Below are 19,557 nucleotides of genomic sequence, written 5' to 3'. Positions count from 1 at the left end.
GCCCGCGTGGGGCCTGCCGCGGTAGCATACGCCTCGCCATGACATTCCACGTCGATCATGTCGTCCTCTGGGTCGAGGATCCCCACCGGGCGCTTGAATTTTACACCCAGGTGATCGGGCTCTCCAGCGTCCGCGCCGAGGAGTTCCGGGCGGGGAAGGCCTCGTTTCCGAGCGTCCGCCTGTCGGAGGTCTCGATCCTCGACCTCATGCCGATCACCTCCGCCGAGGCCATCCGGAAGTACACCGGCGAGGTGAAGCCTTCCGCCGCCGGGAGGCCCATCAACCACGTCTGCTTCGCGATGAAGCGCGACGATTTCCAGGCCCTGACCGCCAGGCTCACCGCCGCCGACGTGGCGATGCACACGACGAGCAGCCCGTCGTTTGGCGCGCGAGGCTCTACCCTGCGCTGGTTCTACTTCCAGGATCCGGACGGAAACACGCTCGAAGCGCGGTGCTACGAAGAACTGTAGACAGGGATCCGGACAGAGATTTCAACGCCAAGGCGCAAAGACGCCAAGGCGCAAAACTACAAATAATTCATGCATTTTGGCGCCTTTGCGCCTTGGCGCCTTTGCGTTGAAATCTCTCTTCGTTCTCGAGGCAGATCCCTGGCAGGATTTCTGCCTCGCGGAACTGGACGTCTCCCATTGCCGTCGTGTTTCCTCCGTTGCCGGTCGCGTGGCCGCGTCACTCCGCCGGAATGAACGCCTCGAGCGCCTCGAGCAGGCGCGGCACGACAGGCAGGCTCGGATCGCTGTACGCGGCGTTCTGCGATGCAGCCGAGAGCGTCGCGGCCTTGAGCGTGTGGCTCATCCCCTCGACGACGACGAGCTCCGCGTCCGGCCGCGCCCTGGCGAGCAGCTCGGCGTCCTCCACCTTGACCTGGATGTCGGTCGTCCCCTGGACGATGAGGACCGGCGCCGCCAGGGCCTGGATCTCCGCCGCAGGGTCGTACTTCATCCACGAGATGACATACGGCTGCACGCTGGGTCGAAACACGCTCATGAGCGACGCCGGCACGTCCTCCACGGGCTGCCCGAGCTCGAGCTGGTCGAGGATCCCGTTCGCCGCCTCGAGCAGCGCCTCGTCCTGCTGGAGGGCGCCCGCGAGCTGCTCGCGCAGGACATCGCCGATGGGGCGCCCCGCGCCGGCGATCGAGACATAGCCGTCGACGTCGGTCCGCGCGGCCACGAGCATGCCGAGCAGCGAGCCCTCGCTGTGCCCCACCACCGTGACGGTCGCGAACCGCCCGTCCGCGCGGAGCTCCTCCACCCACAGGGCGGCGTCGTCGGCGCCCATCTCGAAGCGCATCTCCTGCTCCGCGCGGGGCGCCGCGGAGACGCTCCCGCCGATACCCGCCTTGTCGTAGCGGACCGACGCGATGCCCCTGTCCCGGAGGCCCTCCGCCAGGAGCTTGTACGAGTCCGCGAGCAGCCCCGCGGCGGCCTGGTTGCCGTCCCGGTCCGTCGGTCCCGACCCGGGGATGATCACGACCGCAGGGAACGGCCCGCACCCGGCCGGCACCTCGAGCGTGCCCGCCAGCGCGCCGCGCGCGTTCTCCACCGTGACATCGACGCTGGCCGCCTCCGGACAGGCCGGCGCGTCCGGAGACCCTCCATCGTCCGGGGACGGCCCTGCGTCGCCCGGGAGCGGGCCGCCTCCGCCGGGAGGCGGCGCGCCCTCACCGGTCCCGCAGCCCGCGCCGAGGAGCGACCACGCGAGCGCGGCCGCGCAGGGAAGAGCAAAGCCGGCGCGGCGCGCCGGGCCCACGACAAGGGATCGCAATGACATGACGAGTCCTCCGAACGAGCAAGGGGGTTGTCCAGCGCGACGCGAGCGCACCGCTGCGCCCCCGCCGCCGGGGTTGTCCAGCGCGACGCGAGCGCACCGCTGCGCCCCGCCGCCAGGCGAGCACGGGTGAGCGCGCGCCGCGCGAGCCGCGCGGCGCGCCGGGGAGCCGGATCAGCCGAGGTGCGCGAGCGCGACCTTCGAGACGATCTCCGAGGCGATCACGAGGCCGATGAACCCCGCGATCAGCGCGGCGCCGCGCAGGCCGGAGGCGTTCTTGAAGGCCTGATAGAGCAGCGTCAAGAACCACACGAGGCACAGCGTCGCCGCCACGGCGAAGGCGGCCAGCTCGGGCGTGAGCCTGGGCGCCGCGCCGGCCGGCGCCTCGGGGGCGAGCAGGCCGAGCGCGAGCCCCGCGAGCGTGAGCGGCGCGCGCGCGAGCCCGGTCACGCCGATGAAATCGACGAGCCGCACGCGGCGCCGCAGGAGGCGCGCGTACGACCAGAAGAGCAGGGCGGGCACGAGCCACGCGACGACCTGCTCGAGGAGCGAGGTCCTGATCGAGACGACGCCGGGCGACGCGTGCAGATCGAGGAAGCCGTCGAATCGGACGCCGAGCCGCGTGATGGCGAGGCTCAGCGCGGCGACGGCGAGCCCCGCCGCGACGGCGACCCCGCCGCCGAAGCGCTCGAACGGGTTCAGCGCGAGACGCCACCCGCTCCGGGAGGGCCGCGGGGACATGGTGGCCAGCAGCCGCTCGCCTTCCGCAGGCTGGATGACGTTGTCGCGCACGAGCGCGCGCACTCTCTCGTCGGGCGTGGTCATCCTCATAGTCCCACCTTTCGCAGCGCCTCCTCCGCCTCCTTCGCGGAGAGCCGCCCATTCTCGAGCGCGTCCAGGATCTCGTGCCGGCGCTTCTGCACCCCCTGCTCCAGCGCATCGAGCCGGCCGATGACCTCATCGAGCCGGTTGCGCACGGTCGGGTAACTGACCTGAAGGAGCTGCGCCATCGCCTTCAAGCTCCCCGACGAGCGCACGAACGCTGTCACGAACGCGAGATCGTCCGGCGAGAGCTGGAGCAGCGCCGGGATCTCGAACTGACCATCCAGGTTGGTCCCGCAGGTCTGGCAGCCGAGCCGCGTCGCGCGCAGCTCGCCGTCGCAGCTCGGGCATCGAACGACAAATCTTGCCACGGGATACGTCTAGTATCGATCCGGGCTCAATTTTGTCAACGCGGTGCTAACAAAAATTGATTCGTGAATTCATTTTGTTGAACCGCGGGCTGGGCCCCTCCGGCCGCGAGGAGGCCGGCGTGAGCCGGGCGAAGCGCCAGGGCCCCACGCCGCGCGTGGGTGGCGCGGCGGCGCGGGGGTCGCCGCACCGCCGGATCGGCGCTTCCTGCGCGGCCGGCTCGGCGCCGCCCCCGCGCCCCGGCTCAGCGCTGCCTGCGCCGCCGCGCGAACGCGAGCGCGGCGACGAGGCCGGCGAGCGCCACGCCCCCGGGCGCCGCCGGCGACCCGGCCACGCGGAAGCTGCAGCCGCCCTCGTCGCCCTGGTCGTCCGTCTCGTCGGTCCCGCCCGAGCCGGTGGAGCCGGCGCCGGAAGCGGCGGACGTCGACGCGCCCGAGCCGCTCGTCGCGGCGTCGCCGCCGCCCGTGCCGGTGCCCGAGCCGGTGCCGGTGCCCGCGCCGCCGCTGCCGCTGGCGCTGCTGCTCGTCGCTGAGCCCGCGCCCCCGGTGTTCTCGCCGCCGCCCGCACCCCCGGCGCCCGCGCCCCCGGCGCCGCCCTCCCCGGAGGAGGGCAGCGCGGGACGCACGTCCTCGAGCGTGTCGCCTTCGACCGCGTCGTCGAGGACGATGATGGGGCTGTCCGTGAACTCGGCCGGGTTGCGCAGCAGGCCGATCTGCGTGAAATGCGCGTTGCCGTCGGCGAGGGTCTGCGCCTGGCCGGCGGTGACCACCTGCTCGCCGTCGAACCACACGTCCACGGAGCCCTGGCTCGGGTTCGTCGACCACCGGACGTGCAGCGCGATGCGGTGCCACACCCCGGGCGTCACCGCGCCGTTCGCCTGCCACTGCACCTTGTTCGCCGGCTTGCGGGTGGCAAAGCTGATGTTCTGCCCCGTGACCTCGAACGACATCATCTGATTGTAGGTCGCGTCGGACTCCCAGTACCCGATCTGCGTCGGCGGGTCGGCCGCGAGCGCCTCGGGCAGATAGAAGCTCCAGGCGAAGTACGTCTCCTTGCCCTCGGCCGTGCGCCCCGCGGCCGGCTTGTGGTTCAGCTCGACGCGCTTGATGCCGTTGGGCCACCTGGCGTCGTTGGTGAGCTGGATCTGCCCGGCGCGCGTGCCCTGCAGGACAGGCGACGTCACCACGGAGATGCGCTCGCCGTTCAGGCTCGTGCTCCACTGCGACAGGTCGCCGGTCTCGAAGTCCCCGGTCCACACCGGCGCCGCGGCAGCGCCGGTCGTGACGGTCATCGCCAGCGCGGCGGCGGGCAAGGCGGAGAAGGCGGAGAGGAAGCGCGGCCGCCGCCCGAGCAGCGCTCGGCAGCGGGCAAGCAGGGGTCGATGTGCGGTAAGATGTGCTGTAGAAGTCATCGGCGGATTCCACGCTTGTCCCGGCCGGGCGTCAACCGTGAACCGCGCGGCGCGCAGAGCGCCCCGGAGGCGCGCTGGGCCACGCTGGGCCGCTGCGTGGGCGTGTCCGCGGCGTGTCCGCGACGCCGCGGGCGCGCGCCACGACACCTCAGCTCGCGAGGCGCAGCTTCTCTCCGGCCACCGCGCGCACGTACGGGTGCTCGCTGTCGAGAGATCGCCGCCAGATCCCCTCGGCCTCGCCGGGCTCGAGCGCGCAGAGCGTCTCGATCGAGGCGGCGCGGACGCGGCCTGACGGGTGCTCGGCGGCGAGCCGCTCGAGGGTGGACCTTGTCGTGTCGTCGCCGAGGTAGCGCGGGAGCTCGAACAGGAAGGAGCGCGACGTGCCGGTCTGAACCGTGCCCCGGATGACGCCTTGCTCCGGGTCGAAGATGTATTGATCCAGGAGCGCGTTCTTCCGGCTCTCGATCATCAGGTTGAGCGAGATCGAGAACGCGGCCGGCGGGAGCTGCGCGTGGACGTCGCGGCAGGCGCGGTAGAACATCACCTTGCCGGGATCGAGCGTGGCTTTCCCGCGGGACACGAGCTCCACCCGCTCGCCGGGCATGCCGAGGACCGAGCTGCGGTCGTACTCGTAGAGATCCGTCGAGTACCCGGGGCCGTGATAGCCCACCGTGAGGAAGTCGAAGTTGTGATCGTGGGGCAGCCCGTAGACGAAGAGCTGCTCCTGCCACGCGCGGACCTGCGGTCTCTCATCGCAGGGGAGCCAGATGTTGGCGCGCACGTGGAAGCCGCGGCCCGTGCCGAGCAGCATCGTCTGCGCCGTGTAGCTGTTGAACGATTGGAAGCTGCTCAGCGACGCCAGGTCCTCGTTCAGCTTGCGAACGAAGAACGACCTGTTGTTGGCCAGCGCGCGGAGCGCCGGGGCAGATGCCATGACGCTGGCGCGATCGTCGAGATCGACGTTGCGCTCGATGTGCTCGATGTACTGCGCCAGCTCGAAGATATCGTCGTTGTCGGTTGCGAGGGTGATGCTCATGATTCCTCCGTGATCCTCCAGGCCCCGGCTGTCCCTCGCCGGGGCACATGCGCTCGGGCGCGTCAGGGCGAGCCGCGGCCGGGTTCAGGCCTCGATCCTCATGGATTCGAGCCTGGCGAGCGCGCGCTTCGCCCCGTTGCGCACGTGCGGGTGGTCGTCGTCCTGCGCCTCGGTGAGGCGGGCGACGCCCCTGTCGAAATCGAGCCGGAGCAGGCTCCGGAGGGCGCTCCACCGGACGAAGTGGGCGGGGTGCGCGCAGAGCCGGTCGAGCGCGGGGATCGCCTCCGTGGCGCCGAGCTCGCTGAGCGCGGCGGCGACGAACTCGAGGCGCGACTCGTCGCGGTTGCAGGCGTGCGCGCGCACGGCCTGGAGGGTGCTCGCGTCGTAGACCCACCGCAGGCGCTGGACCGCGCCGGACATGAAGAAGAGCGCGAGCGTCCCCTCGGGGGGACCGTCGAACTGCACGACGTGCTCACCCGAGATGAACCCGGCGACCTCCCCCGGACCGAGGGAGAGCGCGCCCTCCGCGCGGAGGCGCCGCGTCCGATCGAAGACCTCGTTGTCGTACCCGGGCGCCTCGCCGTAGATGTCGACCCCCAGCCGGCCGGGGCCGACGACGCCCGCGTAGACGTGCTCCGAGAGGCTCTGGAGCTCCTCCCCCGGCGTCGCAGGGCGCACGCGCTTGAGCAGCAGGCAGAAGTCGCGCACATCCACGATGCTCATGGCCTCGGAGGTGCTCGGCGGGGCGTAGAGCGGGTCCTCCGCGGCGCGCTCGATCTCGGCGCGGACGAGGTCCCTCACGGCGCCCGACCGGACGAGCTCCTCGAAGATCGGACCGCAGGCCAGGAACGCGCCAGGACCGCCGGAAGACAGCTCATTGGAGACATCGCGGAGGAAAGCGCCGAGCGCAGGGACGCGCTCGGCCCGCCAGAGGACCAGATCGACGATGGCTGATGACATGACACAATCGTCCTTTCAGGAGCAGGCAAGAGGTCGAGGGCGCAGGCCCTCGAGATCGTTCAGGCGAGGGAAGACCGCGCCGAGGAGCGGGCCGCGAGATCGCGCCCGCCCCCCGGCGCGGGTGTCCGCGACCTACTTTGCGACCGTGGCGAAGCGCCGGATCGTCAGCACCGGCGTGGCGAAGATCACGATCATGACGAGCACCGGAATGTTGAGCACGGGGGCGCCCATGTCGGCGGGGACGATGGTCTCTTCCAGGTCCTCGAGAAGAAAATCGCTGTTTTTCACGTTCGTATCTCCTTGATTGCGATGGTTCATTCGGCGGCTCCCAGGCCGCCACCGGCGCGCCCGGCTGACCGAGCCTCATCGCAACGGACGTGCCGCCCCTCCGTCCGAAGGGGCTCTTCGAGGAAAGCGGGCCACGCGCCGCGCGGAGCGGGCGTCCCGCAGGCGATCTCGCGCGCCGGGCCGGCGTGCGCGTGGCAAGCCTTGCCGTCATGGCAACGATTGCCAGCGATCATGCGGTAAGGATTGCCGTCGCGCGTCGAATGGCTGCGCCGGGGCGCTCCGAGGCGGCGTTACCGTGCTCTGTCGGGAAGAGGGCACTCGCGCCGCGCCGGAGCGCGACAGACGAGAGCTCCGCGGCGCGCTGCCCGCGGTGCCGCAGCGCGGGATCCTGGCGCGAGCCGGGCGATGACCGCCCTGGAGCGCTCCGGCGTCGACCTGGACCGCTCCGCGGCGGGTCTCAGGCGGAGTATTCGACCCAGAGCGACCGCGTCTGCCGCGAGGGCAGGTGGATGAGGCGCTCTCCGGTGTTGAGGGCGTCGCCGGGGCAGGTCCAGGGCTCGAGGCAGACGAAGTCCTTGCCTTGCAGGGTCCACACGACCCAGTGCGTGAACTCGGGCGAGCCGCGGACCGCGATGCGGAGCCCGGCCTCGCCCTCGATCGCGAGCGCGCTCTCGGTGGAGCCGTGATCGATCAGGTGGAGGTCGACCTCGGGCCGGGTGAGGTCGAAGCCGGAGAAGGGCACCTCCTGCTTCGTCGTGTTGTCGAACGCGCGCGTCGCCCGCGTCGCGATCGTGGCCCGGGCCTTGTCGGCCTGGGAGACGGCGAAGTAGGGGTGAAACCCGGCCCCGAACGGCATCGGCGGCGCGCCGTCGCCGGTCTCGTTGGTGATGCAGAGATCGATGCGGAGCGCCCTGCCGCGCAGCGTGTAGGTGAACTCGGCGCGGAAATCCCAGGGGTACTGCGCGCGCGTCGCCTCGCTCGAGCGGAGGACGAGGCGCGCGTAGGCGCCGCCCGACGCGAGCGTGCCGCTGTCGTCGAGCGACCACGGCAGGGTGCGGGCGAAGCCGTGCTGGCGCATCCGGCCCGCCGCGCCGGCGGTGGACCAGGCGTCGCCGGCGAGCTTGCCGGGCGAGGGGAAGAGCACCGGGTTGCCGCCGCGCACGTTGGCGGCGCGATCGTCGAACGTGGCGCGATCCAGGTAGAGCAGCTCGCGGCCGCCGACGGTCAGCCCGGTCAGGATACCGCCGCGGGCCGGGGCCAGCACCGCGCGGCTCGCGGCGTCGCTGTCGGCGAGCTCGACGGTGGGGATCGCGCCTTCGATTTGCTTCACGCTGAACATGACGCCTCCGGTCCTTTCATTTCCTCTGCAGCCACTCGAGCAACGCGACGAGCGCCGCGAGCGCCGCGATCGGCAGCGCGATCCACCCGAGCACGGTCGCCCAGCCCCGGCGCAGCGAGCGACCGCCGCGGTCCTCGCACGCGAGGCAGATCGCCCACACCCGCGCGCCGCCCTCGGTGAGCACGCAGCAGTCGCCGCACACGGGCGAACGGCAGCGCGCGCACGGCCCCGCCGCCTCGGCGCCGCAGCGCGCGCAGCGCGCGACGGGCCCGCCGCCGCCGTCGTGGAAGATCAGGCCGCCGGACACGGGGCTGCGCTCTCGGGCGGCGGCGGCGCCGCGGCGGGGGGGTGGACGGGCACGGGCGTCTGCTCCGCGCCGATTCTGCAGGCTCCTCGGGCCCGAGACAACCAGGAGCGCCGGGGGCCCGACAGGCCGGCGGTAGTATCGACGTCGACCCCGCCACCTGGTCCGAAGCAAATGCGTGGCCATGCCATGGCCCAGCCCTGGACCCGCGGGCGCTGAGCGCTCGGGCAGTACGTGCGAGGCGGCGCTGTGAGCTCGTCTCTGCCGGGAGTGCAACGATCGGGGCTTTCGCTATCCTTGAACCATGATCGTCGGTGAGGAGCTCGAGCAGCTCCGGCTGCTCCTCTGGAACAGGGAGGATCACGCAATCACGGAGGAGGAAGCCCTCGCGTTGTACGAGGCGAACCGACAGTGGGTCGACCGCGCCTCGATGAACGACCACGAGCGGCGGTTCTTCGATTATCTCGTCACCCGTTACGGCCGAGGCGTGTTTCATGGCTGAGCGACACGAGCATCGGCGGATCATCGACGTGCTCGCGTCCCTCGACGCAGGCCTTCTACGACAGGCCGAGTGCTGGTTTGCTGGTGGAACGGCGATATCGCTCCGCTGCGACGAGTTCCGGCTCTCGCGCGACGTGGACTTTCTCTGCGCCTCGCGTGAGGGATACAGGATGATGCGGCACCGCGTCTACGAGGCCGGTGTTCGCGGGCTCTTCACCTCCGATGTCACGGTTCGACGCGAGCTGCGCGCAGATCGCTACGGCATCCGCGTCGTGCTCGACGTGGCCGGCGCGCCGCTCAAGCTCGAGATCGTCAGCGAGGGCAGGATCGACCTCGCCGGAGTCGACGACCCAGCCTTGCCCGTCGCGCGGCTCACGGACGAGGATCTCGTCGCCGAGAAGCTCCTCGCCAACGAGGACCGTTTCCTCGACGACGCGGCGCTGGGACGTGACGTGATCGACCTCGTCTTGCTCGAGCACAGGCTCGGCGAGCTGCCGCAGGCGGCCTGGGACAAGGCGCGCGAGGCCTACGGGCCCTCGGTCGAGGACGCGTGGAACCGCGCGCTGCGGAGGTTACGCGACCGGCCCGAATGGCGCGCGCGAGCGCTCGAGGCGCTGAGCGTGACACCTGAGGCGAGGGCCGTGGTCGAGGCGAGGGTCGAGCGATGCAGTGACGAGCGATGAGCGGCCGAGATGACCCGCTCGGCTGGCATCCAGGACAGACAACGTCTACCTGAACCGAAGCCTGTCGGGCGCCTCGCCGCCTGGAGCGCCGATGGGCCGCGTCATCTCACGCGAGCCCCGCCTCGATCATGCCCAGCAGCATCTGCGCCTCGTGGCGCCGGGCCTCGGGCAGTCGGCCCTCGCGGTCGCACGCGGCGAGCAGCGCCTCGGCCGCCCGCCGCCCTTGCCGCGCCTGCGGCGCCAGCTCCTCGAGAGCGCCCGCCAGCTCCACGAGCAGCCGCAGCGAGGAGGCGTCGTCGCGCGCGCCGCGCAGGAACGGGACCCGCGGCTCCGGGCGCGCGCAGGTCTCGCGCACGAAGCGCTCGATCCAGCGCGACGTCGCCTCCATCTTCGCGAAATCGAGCTTCTCCGGCGTGTCCTCGGGCGTGTGGTAGACGCGCGATCTCCCGCACGTCAGGAACAGGAAAGGCACCTCGCGCTCCCAGAAGGCGAAGTAGTCGGAGAGCGGCGGGATCACCTCCGCGTCCGCCCGCCGCACGATCACGCCGGGCTCGGCGCGCGCGATCGCGTCGACGTGCGCCGCCGTCCCCGCGCTCCGCTCGGCCCCGAGCGCGATGAGCGACCGGCGCACCTCGTCGGGCGTGCCCTCCGGACCGAGCGCGTGGCCGACGAGGTCCATGCACACCATCATGTCGATGCGATCGAGCGGGACAGGCGAGCTCTTCGCGAAGTGCACCGAGCCCATCGTGCCCGCGAGGAAGTGAGGCGGCTCCTCGCCGTCGAACGCCGCGACGATCACGCCGCGGCCGGCCGGGCGCGCGGCCGCGAGCGCGCGGGCGACGTCGACGAGGATCGCGACCGCCGCGGCGTTGTCGTCCGCGCCCCAGAAGACCTGCTGTCCGAGGCTCCCGAGGTGATCGAAATGCGCGCCGACGAGGGTGTACCGGTCGGTATCCCCCTCCAGGGTGGCGAGGACGTTCGCGCCGGCGAGGCCCGGCACCGGCTGCTCGTACGGATCGAGCCCGGCGGCGCGCAGCGCCTCGACAACGACCGCCCGCGCGGCCGCGCCCTCCTTCGTCCCCGGGCGGCGCCCCGCGCACCGCGGCGAGCAGAGCTCCCCCACCACCGCTTGCATGTCCGGCATCGCGCCGAGCGTACCACGGCGATCCGCGCGACTGCGGCGATCGCGGGGATCGCGCGGCAGCGGCGCGCGCGCGGGATCGCGACCGAGGGGAGGTGAGGGAGCGCCCGCGCGCTCGCTCAGCGCAGGCCGGGGAGGCCCAGGCCGGGCAGCGAGTTCCCGATCGCCGCCATGAGCTGCTCGTGCGTGATCGTCCCCGCGAGGCGGAACGGCAGGTCCACGTTGAGCGTCTCGCCGCCGATCGCGACCGTGCCGTTCACCTGGTAGGGGACGCCGCGGCGCTGCGCCCCCAGCGCGGCGATGCTGGTGAGATCCTGCCACTTCACCGACAGCGGCACCTGGATCGGCGTCCACTGCTTCGCGGACAGCTTGAGCGGCGCGGGCACGGTCACCGTGCCGACGTCGTACTTGCCGTCGAGCACCACGTTCGCCTTCATCGAGCGCGTCGTGAGGTCGATGCCGTTCGGGTTGTACGCCTGGATCTGGACCCGGAGGTCGATGCCCTGGGCGGTGATGGCGGTCACCACGGCGGCCTCGGGCTTGAGCGTCGGCGGTTCGGGGCGCGAGCACGCGACAAGGGTGACGGCGGCGGCGAGGAGCAGCGATCGCACGGGACGACATGTGGCGCGGAATTCCATGGAGCTCAACGGAAATCGGGCGCAGCGCCGCGCGCGCGGCAGCCCGAGCAGCGCGCCCTTCCGCCGCCCGTCCCGCCGCCTTCCGCCCGCGCCTGGATCTCCTCGATCTGCTATGCCCGGCTCATGGGCATCCTCCCGCTCGCCGAGCGCCTCGCCAAGAGGGCGCTGAACAGATCCGGGGTGCAGAGCCGCTGGGTCGAGACGTCGGTCTGCAAGCTCCACCTCTACGATGCCGCGGGCACCGGCCCGCTCCCGACCGTGGTGCTGCTCCACGGCATCGGCTCCTCGGCGCTCCCGTACGCGCCGGTGCTGCAGCGCCTCCGGCGGCGCGCCCGCCGCGTCATCGCCGCCGAGGCGCCGGGGCACGGGTGGAGCGCGACGCCGGCGTCGGCGTTCACGCCGGAGTGCCTGAGCACCGCCATGAACGAGCTGCTCGACCGCGAGCTCGACGAGCCCGCCATCGTCGTCGGCAACTCGCTCGGCGGCGCGGTCGCCGTGAACTACGCGCTGAGCTCACCGGACCGCGTGCGCGCCCTGGCGCTCGCGTCGCCGGCCGGCGCCTGCATGGAGCAGGCCGAGCTCGCCGCGCTGCTCGGCACGTTCAAGCTGCGGTCGCGGGCCGACGCGCGCGCGTTCTTCGCGCGCCTCTACCACCGCGTCCCCTGGTTCACCCCCCTGGTGGCCGGCGACGTCATGCGGATGTTCGCGCGCGAGACCATCGTCTCCTTCACGAGCTCGACCCGGTGCGACCACGCCTTCACCCCCGAGCAGCTCGGCTCGCTCTCGATGCCGATCCTGCTCATCTGGGGCCGCTCGGACCGCCTGATGCCGAGCGCCAACCTCGAGTACTACCGGCGCCACCTCCCGCCGCACGCGGAGATCGAGGAGCCCGAGGGCGTCGGCCACTGCCCGCACGTCGACGACCCGCGCCGCTTCGCCGCGCGGATCGCCGCGTTCGCCGAGGGCGTGCTCGCGCGGGGGGCGGGCGCGGCGGCGCCGGCGGCCGCCGGCGCGCCGGCCGCGTCAGGCGTCGCCGGGGAGCGCGCCGTGCCGCTGGAGCAGGGCACGGGTCAGGCTGCGACGTAGCGGGATGATCCGCGATCAATCCCGCGTGATCGCGGCCGCCGACGGCGTCACCGCTGCCGGCATGCCCGCGGCCGGCGCCGCCTCGATCCCGCCCTCCGAGAAGTCGAGGTCGATCCCGACGATCCTCATCAGCCGCAGCGCGTTCGCGCTCGTGACCACGCCGGGCTTCAGCGTGTAGTCGAACGTCATCTTGTCATCGACCACGAGCTCCTCGAAGTGCATGTTGCGCACCCGGCCCGAGGTCTCCTGCTCCAGCACGGCGAGCCCCATGTCGTGGGACGACACAGCGCCGATCGCCCCCTGCTCCACGAGGTGGCGCACGACCGCCCTCGCCCCGATCTGGCGCTCCCGCGCGTTCGTGCCGTGGAGGATCTCGTCGAGCAGGAACAGCACCCGCTCGCCCGCGTTCACCCCGTCGACCACGCGCTTCAGGCGGGTCAGCTCGGCGTAGAAGTGCGAGACGCCGTGCTCGAGCGAGTCCTTGATCCGCATGCTCGTCCGGACGCGGACCGGCGACAGCGCCAGCGACGACGCGCAGACCGGCGCGCCCGCGAGGGCGAGCGCGGCGTTCACGCCGATCGCGCGGAGGAGCGTGCTCTTGCCCGACATGTTCGAGCCCGTCACGAGCAGCGCCGCGCCCGCGCCCTCCAGCGAGACGTCGTTCGTCACCCGGCGGTCGCGGGGCAGGAGCGGGTGCCCGAGGCGCGTCGCCGTGAAGCGGGGCTCGCCGTCCCGCACCTCGGGGTACGCGTAGTCGGGGTTCTCGTGCGCGAACGTCGCGAGGCTCGCGAGCGCCTCGACCTGCCCGAGCGTCCGCATCCACGCCTTCACGTGCCGGCCCGCGCGCAGCTTCCACCGCTCCAGGGCGAGCGCGCACCACACGTCCCAGAGCAGGAAGATGTCGGCGATCAGGTGGATGAGCCCGCTGTGGCGCAGGTCCGCGTAGCCCACCCGGGTCTCGAGCGCCGTCATCTCCCGCGAGGCGAGCACGCCCGAGGGCCCCGCGAGCGTCGCCTTGAGCTCGTTCAGCAGCGCCGACGAGAACGCCTGCTGCTCGACGCGCGCGAGCAGCGGCCGGTACCGCGCGAACGGCGCCTCGCGCGACGACGCCGCGGCGATGATCGGCGCGATCGCCGGCCGCAGCATCGTCAGCACGAGGAACTGGGCGCCGAGCGGCAGGAGCCAGGCGTGGCGCAGCAGGCCGAGCTCGGCCGCAGGGAGGAGCCGCGGCGCCGCGAGCAGCGCGAGCGTCAGCGGCACGAGCACCTTCGCCGCCGTCACGAGCGCGCCCACCGGGATGCCGCCGGCGCGGGCCCCGTCGCCGATCAGCCCCGAGGGCGCCTCGGCCCACGCGATGAGCGGGGCGGCCTCGCGCCCGCGCGCCCCCGCCTGCATGCCCACCACGGCGAGGTCCTCGCGGAACGCGCCGAGGCCGGCGAGCTCGCGCACCGCCTCCTGCCGCGCCGCCACCTCGGGCGCCGGGGCGGGCTCTGTGAGCCAGGCAGCGAGCGTGGCCTCCCCCTCGCCGGTCTGGGCCACGTCGAGGAGCTGGAACAGCGACGCCTGCCCGAACACGTCGAGATCGCCCGCGTAGTCGTGGTCCGGCGCGGCGAAGCGGTCGCCCCGCTCCGGGAAATCGGCGAAATCGCCGGCCACGCGCCGCTTGCCGCGCACATAGAGCCCGATGCGCTGCTCGACCTCCGTCATCCGGGTGACGAGGCGCGCGTGCGCCACGAGCAGCCCGAGGAACACCGCGGTCACCGCCCCGGCGACGTACGTGACCCACGGCGGCACGCCCCCGAAGAGCGCGTACCCCCCGGACACGGCCGCGGCCACGAACGAGACCCCGCGCAGGAGCGAGAACGTCCTCGACCGGCGCTCGAGCGCGCCGGCCTCGGCGCGCAGGACCGACAGGCGGTCGTCGTAGGCGGACAGGACGCGTTGCGCGACGGAGGTGGGGGGCGGCTCCACGGGGCGCTGTCCATAGGCCACCCCCGGCCGTGCTTCCAGCGGGAGGGGCGGCTCCTCACACGATGGTCACGAAAGCCTGGAGGCGTCCTGCCCGGCTGCTCGTACAATGGCGCCATGGACCAGAACCTGCTGGAGCGCCTCAAGGCGTACACCGTCGTCGTCGCGGACACCGGCGACATCAACTCGATCGAGAAGTTTCGCCCGCAAGACGCGACGACCAACCCGTCGCTCATCACCGCGGCGGCCCAGATGTCCGAGTACACCGACATCGTGGGCGGCGCGCTCGCGTGGGCCCAGAAAGAGGCGGCCCGCGGGGGCGAGCCGGGCGACGCGGTGAGCCTCGCCTTCGACCGGCTCGCCGTCGACTTCGGCCTGCGCATCCTCAAGATCATCCCCGGCCGCGTCTCGACCGAGGTCGACGCGCGCCTCTCCTACGACACCCAGGCGACCATCGAGAAGGGCCGCCGCATCATCCGCCTCTACGAGGAGGCCGGCGTCTCGCGCGAGCGCGTGCTCATCAAGATCGCCTCGACCTGGGAGGGCATCCGCGCGGCGGAGGTCCTCGAGAAGGAGGGCATCCACTGCAACCTGACGCTGCTCTTCGGGCTGCACCAGGCGATCGCGTGCGCCGAGGCGGGCGTGACGCTCATCTCGCCGTTCGTCGGGCGCATCCTCGACTGGTACCTCAAGGACACGGGCCGCACGAGCTACGCGCCGGCCGAGGACCCGGGCGTCGTCTCGGTCACGAAGATCTACAACTACTACAAGAAGCACGGCTACAAGACCGAGGTCATGGGCGCGAGCTTCCGCAACATCGACGAGATCAAGGAGCTCGCCGGCTGCGACCTCCTGACGATCTCGCCGAAGCTGCTCGCCGAGCTCTCCGCCGCGCGCGGCGAGCTGCCGAGGAAGCTCGACCCCGCGGCCGCGCGCGCCATGAACATCGAGAAGATCACGATGGATGAGGCGACGTTCCGCGCGATGCACACCGCCGACCGGATGGCGAACGACAAGCTCAGCGAGGGCATCGACGGCTTCGCCAAGGCGCTCGCCGCGCTCGAGGTCCTGCTCCGCGAGCGCCTCCAGAAGACGGCCGCGTCCTGAGGTCGGGCGAGGCGCGCGCGGGCGCGGGGCCCGCCCAGGCCCGGCGGAGACGGGCCCGACGCCCCGTCCCGCGCGCCGCGCCCGCGCCTCGCCGCAGACGCGCCGCGGTGGAGACGCGAGACGCTGGAGATGGAAGAAGGCGGAGGGCTCGCTTGCGTGCGGCCCTTGCCGTCTTCTAGGATTCCTGAACCTGGATTGCTCTCGGGGCCGCATCGGGCCGCGCGCGACGGCGAGCGCGGCCCGATGAGGTTCTCTATCCCGGTCGCCGGTGGAGCTGTCCCCGGCGCAGGTCATCGAGGAGGCGGCGCTTGAGGCTCACGTCACAGGAGTACTGGGAGAACCACTGGAAGGGCTACGTCGACGCCGACGACCTGGGCGGCGGCTGCGAGATCTACGACGACGTCGCGCCCTTCCTGCCGCGCGGCGAGGGTTTGTCGTTCCTCGAGATCGGGTGCGCGCCGGGCCGCATCCTCGCCGACTTCTGCGGGCGCCACGGGTACACGGCGTACGGCCTCGATTACGCCTGCGACCCGTCGATCGTCGAGCACGAGCTCACGAAGCGCGGCATCCGCGTCGGCAGGATCGAGAAGGGGGACTTCTTCTCCTGGAAACCCGCGGAAAAATTCGATATTGTTGCTTCCTTCGGGTTCATCGAGCACTTCGAGGACGCGGCATCGGTGATGGATCGGCACTTCGAGCTGGTGAAGCCGGGAGGCACCGTGGTCGTGGGGATGCCGAACTTCGCCGGCGGGCAGAAGGCGCTCCACTGGCTGTTCGACCGCAAGAACCTGAACGGTCACAACACCCGCATCATGAACCTGCCGTTCCTCGAGGCCGCCGCCCGCCGCCACGGCGCCGAGATCGTCCAGGCGCGCTACACGGGCGGCCACTTCGATTTCTGGCTGGACGACGAGGCGCCGCTCCTGGCGCGGCGTGTCGCCCGGAAGCTCGTCGCGGCCACCAAGGTGCTCGCGCGCCGCGTCGTCCCCGGCGAGACGAACCCCTGGTTTTCCCCCTTCCTCTTCGCCATCTACAGGGCACCGGCGCCGGCCGTGAGCGCGTCGGACGCCTGACCTCCCCGATGACCGAGCCCACCGAACCCGTCGTTTCCCCGCCGGCTGTCCTGGACGCGGAGGCCGACCGTCGCTTCCGCGAATGCGCGCAGCGCCACGGCTGGGATCCGGATGACGCGTGGGTGGGGGGGTACGTCGACTGGGAGTGGCGGCACAGCCGCCACGCGTTCGACGACCTCTTCACGTCGGTCCGCGGCAAGAAGGTGCTCGAGTTCGGCTGCCACCTGGGCGGGACGGCGGTCGTCCTCGCCGCCCTGGGCGCGGACGTGACCGCGATCGACGTCGACCCCCAGTACGTCGAGCTGACCCAGCTGAACGCCGAGCGCCACGGATGCGCGGACAAGGTGCGCGTCCTGCACGTCCCCGACACGACCGCGATGCCGTTCACGGACGGAGAGTTCGAGCTCGTCTCGTGCAACAGCGTGCTCGAGTACGTCCCGCCCGGGACCCTCGGCGCCGTCCAGCGCGAGATCGACCGGGTGCTCCAGCAGTGGGGGTTCATCGTCATCCTGGGCACGAGCAACCGCCTCTGGCCGGTCGAGCAGCACAGCGGCCGCGTGCTCATGAACTACGTGCCTCGCCCGCTGCGCCCGCTCTTCCCGGGCAGGTCGATCTACAGCGTGTTTCCCTGGCAGCTCCGGCGGGGGTTCGGCGATTATGCGGACATATCGCAGCAGGATCGGGGCCGGCTCATCGTGGACCTCAAGGCCAAGATGGGCATGTCCCGCCCGAAGCTGATGGCCTTCTCCGGGGCGAACCGGGTGCTCGGCCCGCTCGGGATGCACGTGGGCTACGTGGCGCCGACGATCACGATGGTTCTTCAGAAGCGCGGTGAGGGAGGTACAGGCGATGGCTGACGGGAGGACGCGGGTATACATTACCGTGGACGTGGAGTGCGCCGAAGAGCGCATCACGGGCGACAACGTCTCTCCCGCGATGGGCTACGACCTCCGCATCTGGGGCCGCTTCGTCAACCAGCGCGACCCCCTCGGCATCGAGCTCATCATGCGCGAGCTCGAGGCGTACGGGCAGCGCGGGACGTTCTTCGTCGAGGCGATCGGCTCGTACAGCTTCGGGATGGAAGGGCTCACGAACGTGTGCCAGGCGCTCCACGGCCGCGGCCACGACGTGCAGCTCCACGTCCACCCGGTGCAGCGGCGCGCGGACTGGCACTCCCGGGGCGAGCCCCGCGTCTCGGACGACATCGCCGACTACCCGGTCGAGGAGCAGACGCGGCTGCTCCTCGAGGGGCGCGACCTGCTCGTGCGCGCGGGCGTCCCGGCGGGCGAGCTGCTCGGCTACCGCGCCGGCAACTTCGGCGCGAACAACGACACCTGGCGCGCGATGAAGCTCGCGGGGCTCGTGCTGAGCAGCAACTACAACCCCTGCTACTTCACCAAGAACTGCAAGATGCAGTATCCCGGCGCGCGGCTCGGCCTGTTCGAGACGCCCGAGCGCGGGGTGTACGAGCTGCCGGTCACGAACTTCATCGAGCCGACGAAGCGCTTCAGGCACCTCCAGATCACGGCGGTGACGCTCGACGAGATCAAGCATTGTCTCCTGCGCTATCGCGCGCTCGGGGTGAAGGAGGTCACGCTGGTGACCCACTCCTTCGAGTTCTACTTCCTCGACTCGGCGGCGGAGCGCCGCGGCTACCCGAACCGGCTCAACGTGGAGCGGCTCCGCGGGCTTTGCCGCTTCCTCAAGGAGAACTCGCGGGATTTCGAGGTCGACACCGTGGGCGCGCTCGCGCGCCGGCTCGCCGACGCGGCGCCCGAGGCGGACGAGGGCGCGCCGCCCTCCCTGCAGTTCCCCCAGTCGAACGCCATCCACCACGCCCGCCGCGTCGTCGAGCAGGCGTACAAGCGCGTCGCCCAGCGGTTCAACTTCGGCTGACGCGGCCGCGCGGCGGCCGCGCGGCGGCGCGGTGGCCAGTCCGGCGCCGGTCCGGCGTTGGTGCGCCCTGGATCGCCCCGCCGGTGCTAAGTAGCGCGCATGCGGCTCATCGGACAGATCCACGTTTCGCTCAAGGGCAGCATCATCCAGCGCAACCCCACCGTCTGGGAGCGGCTGAAGCGCGGCTTCGGCGCCACGGTGGACCTCGACACCGATCGCATGCGCGTCGAGCTCGAGGCCACGGCCGTGGTCGACCAGGTGCGGCGGGCGCTCGGCCAGCTCCGGGTCGGCAACGCCCTCTCGCTGGTCATCGACGATACCGTCATCTTCCAGGACACCGACGGCAAGCCGGACGATCTCCCCGATCTCGTGCTCGCGCTCTCCGAGCACTCCGCCGTGTTCGGGCGCGGCTTTCAGGAGCTCCGGTTCGCCGCCGAGCACGAAGAGGCGGGGCTGCACCTCGTCATCGAGACGCGGGCGCGCACCGAGCACGCGGACGAGGAGCCGACGGGGATCATCTCCGTCGGCGGCCGCGTGAGGGACCTCGAGCCGCGAGCCGGCGAGTCGGCGGACGATTACCGCCGCCGCGTCGAGCCGCTCGCGAAGGATCCGGCGCTGTTCGAGACGGCGCGGATGCAGTTCGAGTCGTTCGTCGGGCGGCTCGAGGGCGCCCTCAAGGCGGCGATGCCGGAGGCGAGCGTGGTGCAGCACCACGCCGACGCGCGCGTCGTGCACGCGCCTCAGGGCGACGGCGCGGCCGCGCCGCAGCCTTCAAGTCCCACGCATCCGGCCTATGACCCGTTCCTTGTCTATTATCCACCGAGCCCGCTCGGGATGATGCTGGACGTGATGCTCATCTCGTCGTTCATGCACATGATGATGCCGCCTCACGTGGTCTTCGTGAGCCCCGCGGGCATGCCGCTCGGCACGGCGCAGGAGGCCGCGGCGGATCCTGGCCTCTTGAACGACAGCGATCGCGGCGGCGACGCCGATGACGCGGGCGGCGCGGACGACGGGGGAGACGACGGCGATCCGTGGGGCGATGACGGCGGCGGCGTCGATGACGGCGGCGGGTTCGACGGCGATCTCGGCGACTTCGGCGACTGAGCGGCGCGGCGCTCCGGGATCGAGGCGCCGCGGGCGCCGG

Annotated in this window: 21 protein-coding genes; 9 read left to right on the top strand and 12 right to left on the bottom strand. The window is 71.8% G+C overall.

What is annotated here, in order from left to right:
- The first annotated feature begins 38 nt into the window (after positions 1–38).
- Positions 39–470 (top strand): VOC family protein, encoded by a 432-nt coding sequence (locus WME76_RS44995; protein WP_437962373.1) that lies wholly within the window; start codon positions 39–41, stop codon positions 468–470.
- Positions 471–687: 217 nt separating this feature from the next.
- On the opposite strand, the gene WME76_RS44990 is transcribed toward WME76_RS44995, so the two are convergent.
- The 9 genes from WME76_RS44990 to WME76_RS44950 form a co-directional block, all read right to left on the bottom strand.
- On the bottom strand, positions 688–1,791 hold the full coding sequence (locus tag WME76_RS44990; RefSeq protein WP_437962372.1) for an alpha/beta hydrolase: 1,104 nt from the start codon (positions 1,789–1,791) through the stop codon (positions 688–690).
- Between the two features lie 171 nt (positions 1,792–1,962).
- The gene (locus WME76_RS44985) at positions 1,963–2,613 is read right to left on the bottom strand and encodes a YIP1 family protein (RefSeq protein WP_437962371.1); all 651 of its coding nucleotides are present in this window, start codon (positions 2,611–2,613) and stop codon (positions 1,963–1,965) included.
- 2 nt (positions 2,614–2,615) lie between these two features.
- Complete coding sequence (locus WME76_RS44980; protein WP_437962370.1) at positions 2,616–2,981, bottom strand: DUF2089 domain-containing protein; 366 nt, start codon at positions 2,979–2,981, stop codon at positions 2,616–2,618.
- 242 nt (positions 2,982–3,223) lie between these two features.
- Positions 3,224–4,270, bottom strand: a complete 1,047-nt coding sequence (locus WME76_RS44975) for a polysaccharide lyase (RefSeq protein ID WP_437962369.1) — start codon at positions 4,268–4,270, stop codon at positions 3,224–3,226.
- Positions 4,271–4,538: 268 nt separating this feature from the next.
- A complete protein-coding gene (locus tag WME76_RS44970) occupies positions 4,539–5,426 on the bottom strand; it encodes a transposase (RefSeq protein ID WP_437962368.1) in 888 nt (295 codons plus the stop codon).
- Between the two features lie 84 nt (positions 5,427–5,510).
- Complete coding sequence (locus WME76_RS44965; protein ID WP_437962367.1) at positions 5,511–6,386, bottom strand: HEAT repeat domain-containing protein; 876 nt, start codon at positions 6,384–6,386, stop codon at positions 5,511–5,513.
- Between the two features lie 132 nt (positions 6,387–6,518).
- A complete protein-coding gene (locus WME76_RS44960; RefSeq protein WP_437289527.1) occupies positions 6,519–6,674 on the bottom strand; it encodes a hypothetical protein in 156 nt (51 codons plus the stop codon).
- Positions 6,675–7,131: 457 nt separating this feature from the next.
- On the bottom strand, positions 7,132–8,013 hold the full coding sequence (locus tag WME76_RS44955) for a galactose mutarotase (RefSeq protein WP_437962366.1): 882 nt from the start codon (positions 8,011–8,013) through the stop codon (positions 7,132–7,134).
- Positions 8,014–8,029: 16 nt separating this feature from the next.
- On the bottom strand, positions 8,030–8,320 hold the full coding sequence (locus WME76_RS44950; protein ID WP_437289529.1) for a hypothetical protein: 291 nt from the start codon (positions 8,318–8,320) through the stop codon (positions 8,030–8,032).
- Between the two features lie 301 nt (positions 8,321–8,621).
- Here WME76_RS44950 and WME76_RS44945 point away from each other — a divergent pair, with 301 nt between their 5' ends.
- Complete coding sequence (locus WME76_RS44945; RefSeq protein ID WP_061613684.1) at positions 8,622–8,819, top strand: hypothetical protein; 198 nt, start codon at positions 8,622–8,624, stop codon at positions 8,817–8,819.
- Positions 8,812–9,501 carry a nucleotidyl transferase AbiEii/AbiGii toxin family protein gene (locus WME76_RS44940; RefSeq protein WP_437962365.1) on the top strand — a complete coding sequence of 230 codons (690 nt, stop codon included), beginning with the start codon at positions 8,812–8,814 and terminating at the stop codon, positions 9,499–9,501. The genes WME76_RS44945 and WME76_RS44940 overlap by 8 nt, the downstream gene beginning before the upstream one ends.
- A 106-nt stretch (positions 9,502–9,607) precedes the next feature.
- Here the strand turns inward: WME76_RS44940 and WME76_RS44935 are convergent, their stop codons facing one another.
- Positions 9,608–10,645 (bottom strand): M28 family metallopeptidase, encoded by a 1,038-nt coding sequence (locus WME76_RS44935; RefSeq protein ID WP_437962364.1) that lies wholly within the window; start codon positions 10,643–10,645, stop codon positions 9,608–9,610.
- Positions 10,646–10,761: 116 nt separating this feature from the next.
- Positions 10,762–11,253: an LEA type 2 family protein gene (locus tag WME76_RS44930; RefSeq protein WP_437962363.1), complete on the bottom strand. Its 492-nt coding sequence runs from the start codon at positions 11,251–11,253 to the stop codon at positions 10,762–10,764.
- Between the two features lie 150 nt (positions 11,254–11,403).
- Here WME76_RS44930 and WME76_RS44925 point away from each other — a divergent pair, with 150 nt between their 5' ends.
- Complete coding sequence (locus WME76_RS44925; protein ID WP_437962362.1) at positions 11,404–12,366, top strand: alpha/beta fold hydrolase; 963 nt, start codon at positions 11,404–11,406, stop codon at positions 12,364–12,366.
- Between the two features lie 15 nt (positions 12,367–12,381).
- Here WME76_RS44925 and WME76_RS44920 read toward each other — a convergent pair whose 3' ends face one another.
- On the bottom strand, positions 12,382–14,337 hold the full coding sequence (locus WME76_RS44920; protein WP_437962361.1) for a MutS family DNA mismatch repair protein: 1,956 nt from the start codon (positions 14,335–14,337) through the stop codon (positions 12,382–12,384).
- Between the two features lie 114 nt (positions 14,338–14,451).
- Between WME76_RS44920 and WME76_RS44915 the strand changes: the two genes are divergently transcribed.
- From WME76_RS44915 to WME76_RS44895, 5 genes are all read left to right on the top strand, one after another.
- Positions 14,452–15,441 (top strand): transaldolase, encoded by a 990-nt coding sequence (locus WME76_RS44915; RefSeq protein WP_433934569.1) that lies wholly within the window; start codon positions 14,452–14,454, stop codon positions 15,439–15,441.
- A gap of 308 nt (positions 15,442–15,749) precedes the next feature.
- Positions 15,750–16,514: a class I SAM-dependent methyltransferase gene (locus tag WME76_RS44910; RefSeq protein ID WP_437962360.1), complete on the top strand. Its 765-nt coding sequence runs from the start codon at positions 15,750–15,752 to the stop codon at positions 16,512–16,514.
- 8 nt (positions 16,515–16,522) lie between these two features.
- Positions 16,523–17,371: a class I SAM-dependent methyltransferase gene (locus tag WME76_RS44905; RefSeq protein ID WP_437962359.1), complete on the top strand. Its 849-nt coding sequence runs from the start codon at positions 16,523–16,525 to the stop codon at positions 17,369–17,371.
- Positions 17,364–18,410 (top strand): polysaccharide deacetylase family protein, encoded by a 1,047-nt coding sequence (locus WME76_RS44900; RefSeq protein ID WP_061615762.1) that lies wholly within the window; start codon positions 17,364–17,366, stop codon positions 18,408–18,410. Before WME76_RS44905 ends, WME76_RS44900 begins: the two co-directional genes overlap by 8 nt.
- 99 nt (positions 18,411–18,509) lie before the next feature.
- A complete protein-coding gene (locus tag WME76_RS44895; RefSeq protein ID WP_437962358.1) occupies positions 18,510–19,517 on the top strand; it encodes a hypothetical protein in 1,008 nt (335 codons plus the stop codon).
- Positions 19,518–19,557 lie beyond the last annotated feature (40 nt).

Origin of the sequence: Sorangium sp. So ce119, assembly GCF_051524405.1 — a bacterium.
GTDB lineage: Bacteria > Myxococcota_A > Polyangia > Polyangiales > Polyangiaceae > Sorangium > Sorangium cellulosum_G.
Note: the sequence above shows the minus strand (reverse complement) of the source record. Positions and strands in the feature narration are given on the sequence as shown.